Origin of the sequence: Luteimonas flava, from assembly GCF_036584485.1 — a bacterium.
Lineage (GTDB): Bacteria > Pseudomonadota > Gammaproteobacteria > Xanthomonadales > Xanthomonadaceae > Luteimonas > Luteimonas flava.
Genome location: NZ_JAZHBM010000002.1, coordinates 383,944 through 401,370 on the forward strand (window position 1 = coordinate 383,944; position 17,427 = coordinate 401,370).

Annotated in this window: 14 protein-coding genes; 7 read left to right on the forward strand and 7 right to left on the reverse strand. The window is 67.6% G+C overall.

What is annotated here, in order from left to right; genetic code table 11:
• Positions 1–95: 95 nt before the first annotated feature.
• Together V3391_RS08775 and ppa are read right to left on the reverse strand one after the other, a co-directional pair.
• Entirely contained in the window at positions 96–1,202 is a 1,107-nt protein-coding gene (locus V3391_RS08775; RefSeq protein ID WP_332078054.1) for an HDOD domain-containing protein, read from the reverse strand.
• 124 nt (positions 1,203–1,326) lie between these two features.
• On the reverse strand, positions 1,327–1,857 hold the full coding sequence (ppa, locus tag V3391_RS08780) for an inorganic diphosphatase (protein WP_332078055.1): 531 nt from the start codon (positions 1,855–1,857) through the stop codon (positions 1,327–1,329).
• Between the two features lie 194 nt (positions 1,858–2,051).
• On the opposite strand from ppa, the gene V3391_RS08785 reads away from it, so the two are divergent.
• Both V3391_RS08785 and V3391_RS08790 read left to right on the forward strand, forming a co-directional pair.
• Entirely contained in the window at positions 2,052–3,611 is a 1,560-nt protein-coding gene (locus V3391_RS08785) for a M91 family zinc metallopeptidase (protein ID WP_332078056.1), read from the forward strand.
• 260 nt (positions 3,612–3,871) lie between these two features.
• Complete coding sequence (locus tag V3391_RS08790; protein ID WP_332078057.1) at positions 3,872–4,408, forward strand: hypothetical protein; 537 nt, start codon at positions 3,872–3,874, stop codon at positions 4,406–4,408.
• A 238-nt stretch (positions 4,409–4,646) separates the two neighbouring features.
• Here the strand turns inward: V3391_RS08790 and V3391_RS08795 are convergent, their stop codons facing one another.
• A complete protein-coding gene (locus tag V3391_RS08795) occupies positions 4,647–6,698 on the reverse strand; it encodes a sodium-translocating pyrophosphatase (RefSeq protein ID WP_332078058.1) in 2,052 nt (683 codons plus the stop codon).
• Positions 6,699–6,860: 162 nt separating this feature from the next.
• Positions 6,861–7,703, reverse strand: coding sequence for an ABC transporter ATP-binding protein (locus tag V3391_RS08800; protein ID WP_425497226.1), 843 nt, complete (start codon positions 7,701–7,703; stop codon positions 6,861–6,863).
• 105 nt (positions 7,704–7,808) lie between these two features.
• Between V3391_RS08800 and V3391_RS08805 the strand changes: the two genes are divergently transcribed.
• Genes V3391_RS08805 through V3391_RS08815 form a run of 3 tightly spaced genes read left to right on the forward strand, consistent with a single transcriptional unit; the run spans position 7,809 to position 9,982 of the window.
• Complete coding sequence (locus V3391_RS08805) at positions 7,809–9,017, forward strand: DesA family fatty acid desaturase (RefSeq protein ID WP_425497227.1); 1,209 nt, start codon at positions 7,809–7,811, stop codon at positions 9,015–9,017.
• A gap of 14 nt (positions 9,018–9,031) precedes the next feature.
• Complete coding sequence (locus V3391_RS08810) at positions 9,032–9,394, forward strand: EF-hand domain-containing protein (RefSeq protein ID WP_425497246.1); 363 nt, start codon at positions 9,032–9,034, stop codon at positions 9,392–9,394.
• Between the two features lie 27 nt (positions 9,395–9,421).
• The gene (locus V3391_RS08815; RefSeq protein ID WP_332078061.1) at positions 9,422–9,982 is read left to right on the forward strand and encodes a hypothetical protein; all 561 of its coding nucleotides are present in this window, start codon (positions 9,422–9,424) and stop codon (positions 9,980–9,982) included.
• A 21-nt stretch (positions 9,983–10,003) separates the two neighbouring features.
• Here the strand turns inward: V3391_RS08815 and V3391_RS08820 are convergent, their stop codons facing one another.
• Complete coding sequence (locus V3391_RS08820) at positions 10,004–10,906, reverse strand: NAD-dependent epimerase/dehydratase family protein (protein ID WP_332078062.1); 903 nt, start codon at positions 10,904–10,906, stop codon at positions 10,004–10,006.
• 127 nt (positions 10,907–11,033) lie between these two features.
• Here V3391_RS08820 and V3391_RS08825 point away from each other — a divergent pair, with 127 nt between their 5' ends.
• The gene (locus V3391_RS08825; RefSeq protein ID WP_332078063.1) at positions 11,034–11,942 is read left to right on the forward strand and encodes a LysR family transcriptional regulator; all 909 of its coding nucleotides are present in this window, start codon (positions 11,034–11,036) and stop codon (positions 11,940–11,942) included.
• A 77-nt stretch (positions 11,943–12,019) separates the two neighbouring features.
• Here the strand turns inward: V3391_RS08825 and V3391_RS08830 are convergent, their stop codons facing one another.
• Both V3391_RS08830 and V3391_RS08835 read right to left on the reverse strand, forming a co-directional pair.
• Positions 12,020–13,681, reverse strand: coding sequence for an MFS transporter (locus V3391_RS08830; RefSeq protein WP_332078064.1), 1,662 nt, complete (start codon positions 13,679–13,681; stop codon positions 12,020–12,022).
• Positions 13,682–13,854: 173 nt separating this feature from the next.
• The gene (locus tag V3391_RS08835; RefSeq protein WP_332078065.1) at positions 13,855–15,225 is read right to left on the reverse strand and encodes a DcaP family trimeric outer membrane transporter; all 1,371 of its coding nucleotides are present in this window, start codon (positions 15,223–15,225) and stop codon (positions 13,855–13,857) included.
• Positions 15,226–15,446: 221 nt separating this feature from the next.
• On the opposite strand from V3391_RS08835, the gene acs reads away from it, so the two are divergent.
• On the forward strand, positions 15,447–17,405 hold the full coding sequence (acs, locus tag V3391_RS08840) for an acetate--CoA ligase (protein WP_425497228.1): 1,959 nt from the start codon (positions 15,447–15,449) through the stop codon (positions 17,403–17,405).
• Positions 17,406–17,427 lie beyond the last annotated feature (22 nt).

Sequence of the window (17,427 nt, forward strand, 5' to 3'; positions counted from 1 at the left end):
GTGCGCCGCCTCAGGTCACATCCTGGCGGCGAGGGCAGGGACACGCGCCGATCAAATCGCTCTGCGTTCCGATCCGAACGCCTCGCTGCCGATTGTCAGACGGCCTGCGCCTGCCCCAGGCCCCGCAACCGGTCGGCATGCGCGCGCCAGTCGTCGAGCCTGTCGAGGACGCCGGTGCGCTGCAGGTACTCCTCGCGTACCGGCTCGCCCGAGGCGAGTGCGGTCGCGACGTGGACGGCGCCGGTGATCCAGAAACTGCGCGTGCCGGCGCGGACCGGGTCGCGCTGGAATGCCACCGCCTCGATGATCGGCATCGGCAGTCCCCAGAGCCCGAGCAGATAGGCGCCCGCTTCGGTGTGGCCCGATGCGTCGGACGGCTGGCTGTCGACGGGCGCGCGCTCGTCGCGGACGCCCGGCAACAGCAGGCCGATGTCGGCCAGCAGGGCCGCGGTGGCGCCGAGTTCGGTGCTCGATTCCGGCAGCATGCGGCGCGCGAGCTGCGATGCCATCAATGCACGTTGCTGCATCGCCGGGCGATCCAGGTCGCTGCGCGCGGCATAGGCGAACACTTCGCTGGTCAGCACCAGATCGCGCATCGTCACCATGCCCAGCCGGGTCACGGCCGAGCGCAGGTCGGTGATGGTGCGGCCGAACGAGAAGTACGCCGAGTTGCACAGCTGCAGGACGCGGGCCGCGATGGCGGGATCGCCCGAAATCAGCTGCGCGATGTCGGCGGCACTGGTGTCGTCGGAGTCGAGCGCGTTCGCCAGCGCGAGATAGGTCTGCGGTGGTGACGGGAGCCTGTCGATCCGGCCAATGCGCTCGCGCAGCATCGGGTTGTCGAGCAACTCGCGCAGTTCTTCTAGGCTGGCGATCGCTTCGAGCAGCTGGGCCTCGCCGACCGGCATGGGCAGGAAGCGGTGCGCGAGCGACAGCAGGCGCGCTGGCGGCTGACCGCTGACGACCGCGATGCGCGAGGCTTCCGGGTGCAGCGTGCGGATCCGGCCGAGCAGGGTGTCGACCGGCATGTCGGGCAGCATCGGCGCGACCAGCACCACGTCCGGTGACGCCTCTGCGATCGACGCCAGGGCGGTCGCGCCATCGAACGCGCGCTGCACCTGCCACGTCGCATCCATGTCCGCGACGAGCGCAACGAGATCGGACGGCAGGCCGTCCTCGCCACCCACGAAAAGAATGCGCACGCAGGACGTCCCCGGATGGCCGCAGCACCCCCGTGGCGTCGGCTCGCGGCGATGTTAGCAACCACGCCGCGCGGGTTTCGGCGGCGTGTCGCAAACTGTGACGGCGGAAACGCCGTCGCAGCGATTACTCGGCCTTGTAGGCGGCGATGGCGTCGTTGAGCAACGCCTTGGCTTCCGCCGCGTCGCCCCAGCCGCTGATCTTCACCCACTTGCCCTTCTCGAGATCCTTGTAGTGCTCGAAGAAGTGGCCGATGCGCTCGAGCCAGTGGGCCGACACCTTGTCGAGGTCGTCGACGTGGGCATAACCGCCGAACACCTTGTCCACCGGCACGGCGAGGATCTTCTCGTCGCTGCCCGCCTCGTCGGTCATCTTCAGCACGCCGACCGGACGGCAGCGGATCACCGAACCCGGGATCAGCGGCAGCGGCAGCACCACCAGCACGTCGGCCGGGTCGCCATCGCCGCAGACGGTGTTCGGCACGTAGCCATAGTTGCAGGGGTAGCGCATCGGCGTGGACAGGATGCGGTCGACAAAGATCGCGCCGCTTTCCTTGTCGACCTCGTACTTGACCGGCTCGGCGTCCTTCGGGATTTCGATGATGACGTTGATTTCGTCCGGCGGGTTCTTGCCGGTGGAGACGGAGCCAAGGCCCATAGCGATGCATTTCCAGTGGTCGATAAGGACGCCCATTTTACGGCCAACGATGTTGCGGCGCAGCGCTGATCGCGGGCGATGGTTTCCGATGCAACGTCGGGCGCGGACACCGACCAAGGGTACGCCCCAGTATGGTCGTGCCATACGGGGGCGTACATATGGACACCGACTTCCGCAGACGCAGGCCCGTTCCGATGACCACGCTCGATTCGCTGTCCCCGACCGCCACCGCCGCGCAAGGCTACTGGCAGAACCCGCTGGCCCCGAACGACACGCATACGCATGACGGTCCGGCTGCCGGCGGCGTCGACGACCATGCCGACATCGGGGGTCTGGACGACGGTCCGGACATCGCCACGCGGGAAGCGCCCGAGCGCGCGCCCAATGGTGCGATCGGCATCGACGGGGGCAGCACCAACTCCACCGGACGCACCACCGGCAGCACGCCGGACGGCAAGCCGGTCGTCAGCGACAAGCTGCACAGCGACGCCCAGGTCGACGTGACCCGCGAGCGCACCCAGGCGCAGGGCTACATCAGCCGCGACCAAGTGGTGTTCACCACCGGCACCGGCGACGACAACGTCGGCGTGAGCCAGCGCGACGACGGCACGCTGGACGTGTCGGTCAACGGCGAGAGCTACGAAGTGCGTCTGGCCGAAGGCCAGGAGCTGACCCTGCGGACCGGGGCCGGCAACGACACCATCCAGGTCGCGCCGAACGTCCAGGTCAACGTCGTCGTGGATGCCGGCGACGGCAACAACGACATCAACGTCGAAGGCGACGGCGACAACCGCATCAGCAGCGGAGACGGCGACGACACCATCCGCGCCACCGGCAGCGGCCGCAACGACATCCACACCACCGGCGGCACCAACGAGATCTTCGGCGGCAGCGGCGTCAACGTGATCTACGGCGGCGACGGCAGCGACACCATCCACGCCGGCAGCGGCACCAACTACATCGAAGGCGGCCGCGGTGACGACGTGATCCACGGCGGCGGCACGTTCGACATTCTCTCCGCCGGTGGCGGCGACGATGTGGTCAACGTCGGCGACGGGCGCACGACGGTCTATGCCGGCGCCGGCAGCGACACGATCGAAGGCGCGAACGCGCAGACCACGATTTATTCGGAAGCCAGCGACATCGTCAACGCGGCGACGGGCGCGCGTCCGACCGTCGTGAATGTCGAGATCGACAACACCGTCGGCGATCGCGGCGTGCGCGTGCAGGGCTCCGATGCCTTCGTGCAGCGCATGCAGTCCGAACTGGATTTCCTGCGCGCCTCGCCGAACGGCCAGCAGATGATGGCGGAATTCGACAAGGCCGCCGAGGCCAAGGGCAACACCGTGACGATCCAGGAACTGTCGAACGAGGACAACGGCTACGCCCAGACCTTCAGCAATGACGCCGACATCGTCAACGGCCGCCCGGGCGCCGGCGGTGACGTGACGATCAGCTACAACCCGTCCTTCCACATGGATGCGTTCCCGGCGCCGTCGGTGGTGCTGTTCCACGAGATGTCGCATGCCTACAACGGCGTCAACGGCACCTTCCTGCAGGGCACGTATCGCGGCACCGGTCCTGACAATGGCCAGGTGCCCAATGCCGAACGACAGGCCGTGGGACTGGAGACCAGCGCCAGGCCGTACGACTTCGACGGCACCGGTGCGATCACCCACAACCCGATCCACCTGACCGAGAACGGCATCCGCCGCGAGCTGGGCATGCCCGACCGTCCGAGCTACGCGCTCTGACATCTGACAATGATGCGGGGGCGGTGCATGCGTGCACCGCCCCTTTTCTTTCAGGGCGCCTGCATCGGGCGTCGTGAAACGCCGACGGGATCAACGCGCCGATGATCGAGACACCTCGCGCGCGCATCAGTGCGCCGCCCTCACGCTTGCGGGACCATGCTGCGGTCCGCAGCGCCGTTGCCGTCGCGTGTTTTGCCTGCGCCGTACTGCCGGCACCGGCGGTGTCCAGCGAGTCCCCAAGTCCTGCCTCGAGGTCTGCAATGCCCCCCAGCGATTCCGCGCGCGCCCACGTCGATGCCGAAGGCGTCGTGCTGGAGGCGGTGTTCGCGCGCGACGGCGAGGGTGTGCGTGTCGACTACCGGATCCGCAACACGGGCACGGTGCCGCTGGTCGTGTTCGACCGTGGCGATCGCCATGCGGTGCTGACGAAGCGCCAGACACCCGGCGCTGTCGGTGTGCCGTCATTGCGCGAATATGCCGGCACGCGCGCAACGCTTTCGCACGTCGCACGCGCGTTGCCGACACCTGCGCCGACCGTGCCGCCCACGCCGCTCGCGCGCCGCGTCGAGCCGGGCGCGAGCGTCGATGCCACCTTCCGCTTCTCCAACTGGCTCGCCTCGACGCCCGCGCAGGTGCAGTGGTGCGTCGGTGTCGGCATCGCCGACGACGCGCGTCTGTTCGCGTCAGAAGACAGTGGCGACGTGCAGGTCTGGCAGGCCGACTTCGGCTACGCCGAGGACCAGCAGGTGCTTTGCACGCCGTGGTTCGATATGGCGACAGGGACGTTCGAGAAATAGCCGGCGAGCGATGGAGCCGTGGGACGCATCAATCGGATACATCGCCGGATCACCGCGTCTGTGTTGCTGATCACGCTTCGCAGGATGGGTAGAGCGCAGCGAAACCCATCAACGTGTGGACGCGTGGGTGCCACGTGTTTTTTCGCGGGCTCGCTTAGACGCGCTCGGGGCGGGCCCTCACCCCAACCCCTCTCCCGAAGGGAGAGGGGTCAGATGCAATGCGAAGTGAGGCGCTCGGTTAAAGCAGCGGCACCAGCAACAACGCGACGATATTGATGATCTTGATCAACGGATTGATCGCCGGCCCCGCGGTGTCCTTGTAGGGATCGCCGACGGTATCGCCGGTCACCGCGGCCTTGTGCGCTTCGCTGCCCTTGCCACCGTGGTGGCCGTCCTCGATGTACTTCTTGGCGTTGTCCCAGGCGCCGCCGCCTGTGGTCATCGAGATCGCGACGAACAGACCTGTGACGATCGTGCCGATCAGCAGGCCCCCGAGTGCGCGGATGCCGGCGCCCGGTCCCATCAGCGCGTTCATGCCGAGCGCGACGACCACCGGCACCAGCACCGGCAGCAGCGAGGGCACAATCATTTCCTTGATCGCCGATTTCGTCAGCATGTCGACCGCGCGCGAGTAGTCGGGCTTCGCGGTGCCGGCCATGATGCCGGGGATCTCGCGGAACTGCCGGCGCACCTCCTCGACCACCGCGCCTGCCGCGCGGCCCACCGCTTCCATCGCCATCGCGCCGAACAGATACGGAATCAGCCCGCCGATGAACAGGCCGATGATCACCGCGGGATCCGCGAGATCGAAGCGGAACTCGGTGCCCGGATACTTCGCTTCCAGGTTGTGGGTGAAGTCGGCGAACAGCACCAGCGCCGCGAGCGCGGCCGAGCCGATCGCATAGCCCTTGGTCACCGCCTTGGTGGTGTTGCCCACCGCGTCCAGCGGGTCGGTGATGTCGCGGATCTCCGATGGCAGCTCGGCCATCTCGGCGATGCCGCCGGCGTTGTCGGTGATCGGCCCGTAGGCATCGAGGGCCACGATCATGCCGGCCATCGACAGCATCGCCGTCGCCGCGATCGCGATGCCGTACAGACCCGCGAACGAGAAGCACGCCCAGATCGCGAAGCACACCGCGATCACCGGCATCGCGGTCGATCTCATCGACACGCCCAGGCCCGCGATGATGTTGGTGCCGTGCCCCGTCGTCGACGCCTGCGCGATGTGCTTGACCGGTGCGTACTGCGTGCCGGTGTAGTACTCGGTGATCCAGACGATCGCGCCGGTCAGCACCAGGCCGATCAGCGCGCACAGATAGAGGTTGGTCGCGCCGTGCGTGTTGTCGGCCATCAGCTGCGTGGTGATCGGCCAGAACAGCGCCGCGGCGATGACGCCCGAGACGATCACGCCCTTGTACAGCGCGCCCATGATCGAGCCGCCCGCCTGCACCTTGACGAAGAACGTGCCGACGATCGATGCCAGGATCGACGCGCCGCCGAGCACCAGCGGATACAGCACGCCGTTCGCACCGACGGTCGGGGCCATCAGGAAACCGAGCAGCATCGTCGCGATGACGGTGACCGCATAGGTCTCGAACAGATCGGCCGCCATGCCTGCGCAGTCGCCCACATTGTCGCCCACGTTGTCGGCGATCACCGCCGGATTGCGCGGATCGTCCTCGGGAATGCCGGCCTCGACCTTGCCGACCAGATCGGCGCCGACGTCGGCGCCCTTGGTGAAGATGCCGCCGCCCAGACGCGCGAAGATCGAGATCAGCGAACTGCCGAACGCCAGGCCCACCAGCGCATGCAACGCGGCCTCACCGGCGATGCCGAAGTGCGGCAGCAGCATCCAGTAGCCGGCCACGCCGAGCAGGCCCAGGCCCACGACCAGCATGCCGGTGATCGCGCCGCCGCGGAATGCGACGTCCATCGCCGGTCCGATGCCGCGGCGCGCGGCTTCGGCCGTGCGCACGTTCGCCTTCACCGACACGTTCATGCCGATGTAGCCGGCCGCGCCCGACAGCACCGCGCCGAGCAGGAAGCCGATGCCGGTCGCCCAGCCCAGGAACACGCCGATCAGCACGAACAGCACGACGCCGACGATGGAGATCGTCAGATACTGTCGATTGAGATACGCGCGGGCGCCTTCCTGGATCGCGCCTGCGATTTCCTGCATCCGTGCGTTGCCGGCAGGTTGCCGGTTGATCCAGCCGGCGGAAATCACGCCGTAGAGAATCGCGATGGCGGCACAGCCCAGTGCCAGCCACAAACCGTGTTGCTCGAGCATGGAAACCCCTCCCAGAGTCGGTATGCCAAGACGGACAGCGGTGATGCGGTGATGCGCGCCGACTATCGCACAGCGCGCGCGGACCGGTGCACTGGGGTGAGACCGGATGCCCCGGGGCAAGCGATGCGCGCGATGGGCGACCAGTGCTGGTCGCGGTGATGCCTAGCCGGCCATCGTCAGCGCGAGCGTGCCGTCGGCATCGGTGCGGATGCGCACCGGTGCGTCGTAGGCCTGCGACAGCAGCGCGTCGGTCAAGACCTGCTCGCGCGGGCCGTCGGCGAGTACGCGGCCCGCGCGCAGCAGCACAACGTGGCCGATCTCCGGGACCAGTTCTTCGAGATGATGGGTGACCAGCACCAGCGTGGTGCCGGCGCGCGCGATCGCGCCGATCCGCGTCATCAACTGCGCGCGGGCCACGACGTCGAGTCCGCTCGAAGGCTCGTCGAGCAGCAGGGCGGCCGGCGCGTGGAACAGTGCACGTGCCAGCAGCACGCGGCGCGCTTCACCTGCAGACAGCGTGGCGTAGCGACGCCGGGCGAGATGCGCCGCCTGCATCTGCTGCAGCGCCGCGAGTGCCCGTGCATGCAGCGCCGGATCGGCTGCGTTGGCGTCGGCGATCGCACCGAGGCGCGCGCCGGCGACGACCGCGCCCGCGGTCAGCGACGGCAGCGTGCGCAGATCTTCGTGCAGGCGCTGGGTCACGATGCCGAGCTGTCCGCGCAGGCTGCGCACGTCCCACCGATGCGCGCCAAGCACGCGCACCGGCGCGCGACCGTCCGCATGGGCGAGCGGATGCACCTCGCGGGTCAACAGCTGCATCAGCGTGGACTTGCCGCTGCCGTTCGCGCCGAGGATCGCGGTATGCCGGCCGAGCGGGATTGTCAGATCGAGCGCATCCAGGGCGGCGCGGGTGCCACGACGCACCGTGGCGCGATCCAGCTCCAGCAGGTGCGCAGGGCTCCGATTCATGCGGATGCGCGCTGCACCGTCGCATGAATGCGACACGCGTAGCGAGTCTGAATCGCGAGGTCATCCATACGTTGTCGGAGGGATGGAAAGGGGGCAGCGATGCCGCCATGATGCATGGGTTCACGCCTTTTTGACGCGCCCATGTCTTCTACGACTCTCGAGTTCCTGTCCGGTGGCCTGCTGCAGTTCGGCTGGGGGGCGATGCTCGTCTACCTGCTGGTGGTGACGCAGCTGACGATCTTCGCGGTGACCCTGTATCTGCATCGCAGCCAGGCGCATCGCGGTGTCGACTTCCACCCCGTGATCGCGCATTTCTTCCGCTTCTGGACGTGGCTCACCACGTCGATGATCACGCGCGAGTGGGTGGCGATCCATCGCAAGCACCATGCGAAGTGCGAGACCGAGGACGACCCGCACAGCCCGCGCTTCAAGGGCATCAAGACCGTGTTCTGGCAGGGCGTGGAGCTCTACCGCGAAGCCCGCGCGCAGCGCGCCGACATCGAGCAGTACGGCAAGGGCGCACCCAGCGACTGGATCGAGCGCAGGCTCTACACGCCGCACGCCAATCTCGGTCCGACCTTCCTGCTGCTGTTGAGCGTCGTGCTGTTCGGCTTCAAGGGTGTCGCGGTGTGGGCGATCCAGATGGCGTGGATTCCGTTCTGGGCCGCGGGTGTCGTCAACGGCCTCGGTCACTGGTGGGGCTACCGCAATTTCGAGACCACCGACACCGCGACCAATCTGACGCCGTGGGGCGTGTGGATCGGTGGCGAGGAACTGCACAACAACCACCACGCATTCCCGAGTTCGGCGAAGTTCGCGCTGCGCAAGTGGGAGTTCGACATCGGCTGGGCGGTCATCCAGGGCCTGGCGTCGGTGCGTCTGGCGAAGGTGCTGCGCGTCGCGCCGTCGCTCGACATCCGTCCCAATATCCACGTGCCGGATACCGATACGATGCGCGCGCTGCTCGCGCACCGCTTCCAGGCGATGACCGATTACCAGCGCAATGTGCTCAAGCCCGCGCTGCGCGAAGAGGCGCAGGCCGCCGGCGCGCGTCTGCGCGCGCTGTTGCCGCGCAAGCTGCGCAAGGGCCTGGTCGACGACGGTCGCTGGCTGCAGCCCGACGCGCGCCAGCAACTACAGCAATGGGTCGACCAGCGTCCGCGCATCCGCACGCTGGTCGAACATCGCGCGCGCCTGACCGCGCTGCTCGAAGCACGTTCGCAGAACGCCAGCGAAGCGCTGCACAACCTGCAGGTGTGGTGCCGCGAGGCCGAGGCCAGCGGCATCCGCGCGCTGCAGGAGTATTCGGCCCGGCTCAAGGGCTATTCGCTGCAGAGCGCGCACGCCTGAAACCGCACGCTGTGATCGCGAGACGACGGCCGGTCCTGCCACGGACCGGCCGCCTGCTATGTGCGGTGTGCGCGCTCGTCGCCGTCACCGCCGGCGCGCAGGTCACGCGTACGTCCGAGTATCTCGAGCACATGGACACCGACGGCGATGGCCGCGTTTCGCTCGCCGATTACCAGGCGTGGATGCGTTACGGCTTCGACCAGATGGATCGCAACGGCGATGGCGTACTGACGGCCGACGAACTGCCGGGCGGCAAGGGCCGGCCGGTGACGCTGGCCGAGCACATGGCCCGGATTGCCGCGACGTTCAACCGGCAGGACACGAATCGCGACGGTTATCTCGACGCACGCGAGCTGGCGGCACCGCCGCAGAAATAGCGGCGCGTTCTCCCGCGTGATCGCGCGATGGATGCGAGCGGCGTGCGCTCGATGGCGCCTGCGCACTATTTGCGTCCTGGCGCCCGGAACCGACGTTGCTATCCTCGGGCGGTGATCGATCCGGTCCGCTTCAGGGAGGAAGACATGACGCATCTCGCGCATCTGCGCCGCGCCGTCGGCTGGTTGCTCGTCGCGCTGCTCGCCACGGTGCTGCTGGTGAATCTGATCGGATTCCTCAGTCCGTTCTGGGGCCACATGCGACATCCCGGCGACGCCTCGCAGTCGCGCGTCCTGCTGGACGCGGTGGCGCCGTGGACGGCCGTGCTGTCGTTGCTGTACCTGCTGCCCGCTTGGCATCTGTCGCGCTCGCTCGCGTCCCCGTTTGCGCGGAGCGTCGTGCTGGTGATGGGCGCGCTCGTCGTGGTTGCGGATGTGTGGGTGCTGTCGCTCGCACCGTTGCGCGACGACTCCCTCGTCGCGCAACTGGTCTCGAGCGTGGCGGCGGCCTATCCATTCGCCGCGTTGCTCATGTTCATCGGGCTGGTCTGGCGCGCGCTGCGCATCGAAATTGCGCCGGTCGAACGCTGATCGGACCGCATTGCGCCGGTTTCAATCCAGCGGCATCTCCGTTTCGATCCAGCGCGTCACCGAGTCGTGGCGCGGTGCCCAGCCCAGTTCGCGGCGCGCGCGCGGGCCGCGGACGCGGCTGTTGGAGCCGAACGAGTAGCGCGCATGGCCTTCGCCCCAGACCTGCGCGGCCTGCGCGACGGTCCAGGATTCGACCGGTCCCAGTCCGAGCCGCGTCGCGATCGCCGCGCCCAGTTCCGCGTAGGACGCCTCGCCGTTCTCGACGAAGTAGAACGCGCCAGCGGGTGCGTTCGCGAGCGCGAGGCGGTACAGCGCGACGACATCCTCGATGTGCACGTTCGACCAGCGGTTGACGCCGCTGCCGACGATACGCACCACGCCGCTGGCCTGCGCCTGCTGCACCAGCGGCGGAATCTGCACGCTGTCGCGCGCCAGGCCCGTGCCGCTGCCGTAGATCATCGTGTTGCACAGCACGACGCTGCGGACACCGTCGCCGGCGGCGGCACGGATCGCGGTGTCGACCGCATGACGCGCCTGCTTGCCGGCTTCGACGATCAGCGGCGTGTCCTCGTCGAAGACGTGCGGCGACAGCGCGTTGCCCGCGACGTCGTCGCCGATGACGCTGGACCCGCTGGTGTGCAGGAAGGCTTTGCCGGAGCCGCGCAGTCCGTCGAGCAGCGCGTCGACCGCGCCGCGGTGATCGCTGCTGGCGGCGTTGATGACCGCGTCCGCGCGCTGCGCCTCGGTGTTCAGGAGTTCGCGGTCGTCGAGCGTGCCGAGCACCGGCACGATGCCGAGCGCTTCGACCCGCGCCGCGGCGTCCGGTGATCTGACCAGGCCGCGGACCGTGTGGCCATCCTGCAGCAGGGCGGTGGCGAGCGAGCCGCCGATGAAGCCGGTCACGCCGGTGATGAAGAGGTCCATGGGTGATCTCGATGTGGGGAAGGCGGCCAGTCTGCGCGTGTCGATTGCGGTCAGAAACCGGCGATTCGGGAGATGTCTTTTGATTTCTGGTCAATAATCGGGGCCAGATCCGCTGCGGCACATCGCCATGAAGACCACGCTGGACGAACTGCAGGCATTCGTGACCGTCGTCGACAGCGGCTCGATCACCGCGGCCGCACGCCAGCTCGAACAGACGGTTTCGGGCATCAGCCGGGCACTGGGTCGACTGGAAGACAAGCTCGGCACGACGCTGCTGCAGCGGACCACGCGGCGGATCGCGCTCAGCGAGGAAGGGCGCGCGTTCCTCGACGACGCACGCGACGTGCTCGCGCGCATGGACGCTGCCGAGGACCGCATGCGCGGATTGCGCGACGGACCGTCGGGTGTGCTGCGCGTCGATGCGGCGACGTCGTTCCTGTTGCACGTGCTGGTGCCCCGCGTCGCCGCATTCCGTGCCGCCTATCCGAAGATCACGCTGGAACTCACCAGCAGCGATCGCACCATCGATCTGCTCGAGCATCGGACCGACATCGCGATCCGCGTCGGTGCGCTGAAGGATTCGAGTCTCGTCGCGCGGCATCTGATGGACAGCCGGCTGCGGGTGCTCGCCGCGCCGGACTACCTCGATGCGCACGGCACGCCGGCATCGGTCGCGGCACTGGCCGATCACGCCGTGCTGGGCTTCACCGGCCTGCCGCATCTCAATGTCTGGCCGCTGCACGGCCCCGATGCCGAGGCCCTGACGATCGTGCCGACGATCGCCGGATCCAGTGGCGAGACCGTGCGCGCGCTCGCGGTGTCGGGCGCGGGCATCGCCTGCCTGTCCGATTTCACCACCGAGGACGATCGACGCGCAGGGCGGCTGGTGGAGGTGCTCGCGAGCGAGACACTCGACGTGCGCCAGCAGGTGCACGCCGTGTACTACCGCAACTCCGGCGTGTCGTCGCGGATCCGTGCGTTCGTCGAGCATCTGGCCGCGTCGCTGGCCGATGCGTCGCGGCCGTCGGATCGCTGAAACGAAGAACGCCGGCCCTTGCGGGCCGGCGTCCGGGTGGAACGCGCGGGAGACGTGGTCCCGCGCGGGTGCCGCACTTACTTGGTGATGTCGACGTCCTTCGTCTCGCGCAGGAAGATCGTGCCGATCACCAGCGACATCAGTGCGATGCCGATCGGGTACCACAGGCCGTAGTAGATGTTGCCGGTGGCCGCGACCAGGGCGAACGAGATCGCCGGCAGGAAGCCGCCGAACCAGCCGTTACCGATGTGGTACGGCAGCGACATCGAGGTGTAGCGGATGCGGGTCGGGAACAGCTCGACCAGATACGCCGCGATCGGGCCGTAGACCATCGTCACGAAGATCACCAGGATCCACAGCAGGAAGATCGTCATCGGGATGTTGATCCGATCGGTGTCCGCCTTCTCCGGATAACCCGCGGCATTGAGCGCGCCGCGCAGTTCGGTGCCGAAGCTGCCCTGCTGGGTCTTGAGCGCATCGCCGGCCAGGCCTTCGGCCTCGTACGACGCGACAGTATTGCTGCCCACGCGCACTTCGGCCAGCGAGCCCGCCGGTGCGGCTTCCACGCTGTAGGGCACACCGGCATTCGCGAGCGCGGCGGTCGCCACGTCGCAGGAGCTAGTGAACTTGCGCGTACCCGTCGGATTGAACTGGAAGCTGCAGGTGCTGGGATCAGCCACCACCAGGGCCGGAGACGTGGCCACGGCTTCTTCGATCGCCGGATTGGCGAAGTGGGTCAGGCCCTTGAAGATCGGGAAGTAGGAGATCGCGGCGATCAGACAGCCCGCCATGATGATCTTCTTGCGGCCGATCTTGTCCGACAGCCAGCCGAAGAACAGGAAGAACGGCGTGCCGAGCAGCAGTGCTGCCGCGATCAGCAGGTAGGACACCGTCAGATCGACTTTGAGCATGCTCTGCAGATAGAACAGCGCGTAGAACTGGCCGGCGTACCAGACCACGGCCTGGCCGGCGGTGGCGCCGAACAGCACCAGCAGCATCAGCTTGAGGTTGCCGCCCTTGACCGAATCACGGAACGGCTGCTTGGAGCCCTTGCCCTCGGCCTTCATCTGCTGGAACAACGGCGACTCGGCCAGCTGCAGGCGGATCCACACCGAGACGCCGAGCAGCACGATCGAACCCAGGAACGGCAGACGCCAGCCCCAGTCCTCGAACGCTTCGACGCCCAGAAGCCAGCGGCACAGCAGGATCACGGCCAGCGACAGGAACAGACCGAGCGTCGCCGTGGTCTGGATGAAGGCCGTGTACAGACCGCGCTTGCCCGGCGGGGCGTGTTCGGCGACGTAGGTGGCTGCGCCGCCGTACTCGCCGCCCATCGCCAGGCCCTGGGCCAGACGCAGCACGATCAGCATGATCGGCGCCGCGATACCGATCGTCGCGTAACTGGGCAATACGCCGACCAGGAACGTCGACACGCCCATGATGATGATCGTGACCAGGAACGTGTACTTGCGGCCGATGCGGTCGCCGAGGCTGCCGAAGAAGGCTGCGCCGAACGGACGCACGAAGAAGCCGGCCGCGAACGCCAGCAGGGTGAAGATCATGCCCGTGGTCGGATTGACGCCACTGAAGAACTGGCGCGACAGGATGATCGCGAGCGAGCCGTACAGATAGAAGTCGTACCACTCGAAGACGGTGCCGAGGCTGGACGCGAAGATGACCTTCTTGTGGCCCTTCGTCAGCGCGGGCTTGGGTGCCGGGTTGGCGGTCGTGCTGGACATGGGAAGCTTCCCCTCCGAAGCGTTCGTGATGTGTGCGGGGCCGGCGGAATGCCGGCGACCCGGTCAGGCGTGCTGCATGCGGTCGCGGAACAGACGGTGGTGCGGGTGGGGGCCGCTCGCACGCGGCGGTGAAACGCAACAGGGACGGCGCGTGGCCGTCCCTGTCGGGTGGATCAGAACGAGTAGCGGGCCATCGTGTGCAGGCGCATCAGCTCGCCGTCGGCGCCGGATTCGAGCGTGCGCTCGCCCCAGATCGCCTCGACGCCGAAGTCGAGCTTGGGCACCGGCGACCAGATCATGTTCGCGTGCACCGAATGCACCTTGCGGGTCACGCCCAGGCCGGTCCATGCAGTGTCGTTGTCCCACTGCGAGCGCGAATAGAACAGGTTGCCGCGGACCTTCGGGGTGAACACCTGGCGCAGGCCGAAGTAGCCCGCCCAGCCGCCCAGCGCATTGATGTTGCCGGCGCCGTCTGCGATCACGTCCTGCTGCACCGTAGCCAGACCGATGTAACGCCCGATGCCTTCGCCGCCGCTGACCTGGTAGCGGATGTCGGTGCTGTCACCTAACTTGACCAGGCCACTGACCTGCGCGCCGAAGCCGGTGTCGGTGTTGTCGTTGCCGATGACGGGTTCGTACTTGAGCTGCCGCGCCATGCCCGCGAAGCTGACATGGCCCCAGTCGCCCTTGTGGGTGTAGCGGGCGATGACGTCGGGAATCGCACTGTTGTCGCCGGCGATCACGCGCGCGCCGCCGCCGAAGGGCTGCACGGTGGTTTCCGGGCTTTCGAGCGACACCACCCACGGGCCGCTGGTGTAACGCAGCTGCGGCTGGCGCACGAAGGCGACGCCGTCGGTCGGGCCGACGAAATCGACCGCGTCGAGCAGCGCGTTGGTGTCCATGAAGTTCGACCACGTCTGACCGACCAGCCAGTTGTTGTAGGTCAGGTAGGCGTGGCGCAGCGTCGCACCGTAGGTATTGGTGGCCGCCGAATTGCCGAGCGCGCCGCCGAAGAAATCGAGTTCGACGCGCGCGCCGAGCTTGTCGCCCGAATCGAGCACCGTGCTGGCGTCGAACCACAGGCGCGAGAACTTCAGATGCGCATCGGAATACGTGTCGGGCGCATTGCCGCCGACCGGGATCGCGCCGGGCACGTAGAAATCGCGGCCCGCGGTGCCCTTGGCGATGTCGCCGTCGGTGGTCTTGGTGACCATCGCATCGGTGCGGATCATGCCGCCCACGGTGAACTTGGTGCCGGGATTGGCGGTCGGCGTGATCGTCGTCGTCTGGATCGGCGCGGCGGCGCCGGTGCCGGCAACGGGGGCGGCGGGCTGCGCGGCCTGGGCCGTGCGGACCTCGGTCACCACGGTTTCGGTCTGCTGCTGTTGCGTGACCAGCTGCTGGACCATCGCTTCGAGCTGGGCGACGCGCGCTTCGAGCTCGCGTTCCTTGGCGCTCTGCGCGAAGGCGACGCCGGGCAGGGTGAGCGCGGCGAGTACGGCGGCTGCCAGAAGGCGCGGACGTACCTGTTTGATCTGTGTCATCGGGTCTCCCCTCCCAAGGGATGGCGTGAGCAAGTGGTGCAAGGCGGAACGGGTGGAGCGCCCAGTGCGGCACGATCCATTTCACGCAGACTGCACGTTGCAGCGGAGCACGCCCATTCCCCATTGGTCGATACTCCGCCGCGCGCCGGTTAGACCAAGGTCTAGCGTGGCGCTCCGGTGAATCCGGCACACTGGCCGGACGTGTTCCCGGAGGCTTCCCGATGTCCAACCCCGCAGAAATCCATCCGGCGCCGGCCGGTTTCGCCGGTCCCGACACCATCACCGCCGAGGCCTATGCGCGCGACTACGCGCGCTCGGTGCAGGACCCGGACGCGTTCTGGGGCGAGGCCGCCAAGCGCCTCGACTGGTTCAAGGCACCGACGAAGATCCGCAACGTCAGCTACGACCTGCAGGACTTCCGCATCCGCTGGTTCGAGGACGGCGAGCTCAACGTCAGCGTCAACTGCCTCGACCGGCACCTGGCGACGAAGGGCGACAAGACCGCGCTGATCTGGGAAGGCGACAGTCCCGACACCGCAGCGCTGCACGTCAGCTACCGCGATCTCCATGCGCGCGTGTGCAAGCTCGCCAATGCGCTGCGCAATCTCGGCGTCGGCAAGGGCGACCGCGTCACCATCTATCTGCCGATGATCGTCGAGGCGGCCGTCGCGATGCTCGCGTGCGCGCGCATCGGCGCAGTGCATTGCGTGGTCTTCGGCGGCTTCTCGCCGAATTCGATCGCCGATCGCGTCGCCGATTGCGGCAGCAAGCTCATCATCACCGCCGACGAAGGCCTGCGCGGCGGCAAGTCGGTGCCGCTGAAGGCGAACGTCGATGCGGCGCTGAAACTGCCGGGCACCAATACCGTCGAGACCGTGCTGGTCGTGCGCCACACCGGTGGCGCGGTCGACATGCAGATGCCGCGCGACCGCTGGTACGACGCCGTCGTCGACGACCAGCCCGACACCTGCGAACCCGAGCGCATGAACGCGGAAGACCCGCTCTTCATCCTCTACACCTCCGGTTCCACCGGCAAGCCGAAGGGCGTGCTGCACACGACCGGTGGCTACCTGCTGTTCGCCAGCTACACGCACGAGGCGATCTTCGACCTGCGCGACGAGGACGTGTACTGGTGCACGGCCGACGTCGGCTGGGTGACCGGCCACAGCTACATCGTCTACGGCCCGCTGGCGAACGCCGCGACCTCGCTGATCTTCGAAGGCGTACCGAACTATCCCGACGTCTCGCGCTTCTGGAACGTCATCGACAAGCACCAGGTCACGATCTTCTACACCGCGCCCACGGCGATCCGCGCGCTGATGCGCGAGGGCGAAGCGCCGGTCAAGAAGACCTCGCGCAAGTCGCTGCGCCTGCTCGGCAGCGTCGGCGAGCCGATCAATCCCGAAGCCTGGCGCTGGTATTACGAAGTGGTCGGCGACAGCCGCTGCCCGATCGTCGATACCTGGTGGCAGACCGAAACCGGCGGCATTCTGATTTCGCCGCTGCCCGGCGCGATCGACACCAAGCCCGGTTCGGCGACCAAACCGTTCTTCGGCGTGCAGCCGGCGCTGGTCGACGCCAACGGCGTCGTCCTCGAAGGCGCGGCCGAGGGCAACCTCGTTATCACCGATTCCTGGCCCGGCCAGATGCGCAGCGTCTACGGCGACCACCAGCGCTTCATCGACACCTACTTCAAGGCGTATCCGGGCAGCTACTTCACCGGTGACGGCTGCCGCCGCGACGAGGACGGCTATTACTGGATCACCGGCCGCGTCGACGATGTCATCAACGTCTCCGGTCACCGCATCGGCACCGCGGAACTGGAGAGCGCGCTGGTCGCGCATCCGAAGGTCGCCGAGGCCGCGGTCGTCGGCTTCCCGCACGACATCAAGGGCCAGGGCATCTATGCCTACGTGACGCTCAAGGCCGGCGAGGAGTACAGCGAAGAGTTGCGCAAGGAACTGGTCAAGCACGTGCGCAGCGAAATCGGCCCGACCGCATCGCCGGACCACATCCAGTGGGCGCCGGGTCTGCCGAAGACACGCTCGGGCAAGATCATGCGTCGCATCCTGCGCAAGATCGCCGAGAACGCACCCGACCAGCTCGGCGACACCAGTACGCTGGCCGATCCGTCGGTCGTCGACGCCCTGGTCAAGGAGCGGTACATCCCGCAGGCATGATGGTGGAGCGGGTGATGCCCTT

Excerpts from the sequence above, each read along its gene's own strand:
- V3391_RS08835 (WP_332078065.1), bottom strand. The coding sequence starts at position 15,225 with ATGACACAGATCAAACAGGTACGTCCGCGCCTTCTGGCAGCCGCCGTA.
- V3391_RS08795 (WP_332078058.1), bottom strand. The coding sequence starts at position 6,698 with ATGCTCGAGCAACACGGTTTGTGGCTGGCACTGGGCTGTGCCGCCATC.
- V3391_RS08820 (WP_332078062.1), bottom strand. The coding sequence starts at position 10,906 with ATGGACCTCTTCATCACCGGCGTGACCGGCTTCATCGGCGGCTCGCTC.
- V3391_RS08825 (WP_332078063.1), top strand. The coding sequence starts at position 11,034 with ATGAAGACCACGCTGGACGAACTGCAGGCATTCGTGACCGTCGTCGAC.
- V3391_RS08815 (WP_332078061.1), top strand. The coding sequence starts at position 9,422 with ATGGATGCGAGCGGCGTGCGCTCGATGGCGCCTGCGCACTATTTGCGT.
- V3391_RS08805 (WP_425497227.1), top strand. The coding sequence starts at position 7,809 with ATGTCTTCTACGACTCTCGAGTTCCTGTCCGGTGGCCTGCTGCAGTTC.
- V3391_RS08785 (WP_332078056.1), top strand. The coding sequence starts at position 2,052 with ATGACCACGCTCGATTCGCTGTCCCCGACCGCCACCGCCGCGCAAGGC.
- V3391_RS08790 (WP_332078057.1), top strand. The coding sequence starts at position 3,872 with ATGCCCCCCAGCGATTCCGCGCGCGCCCACGTCGATGCCGAAGGCGTC.
- V3391_RS08830 (WP_332078064.1), bottom strand. The coding sequence starts at position 13,681 with ATGTCCAGCACGACCGCCAACCCGGCACCCAAGCCCGCGCTGACGAAG.
- ppa (WP_332078055.1), bottom strand. The coding sequence starts at position 1,857 with ATGGGCCTTGGCTCCGTCTCCACCGGCAAGAACCCGCCGGACGAAATC.
- acs (WP_425497228.1), top strand. The coding sequence starts at position 15,447 with ATGTCCAACCCCGCAGAAATCCATCCGGCGCCGGCCGGTTTCGCCGGT.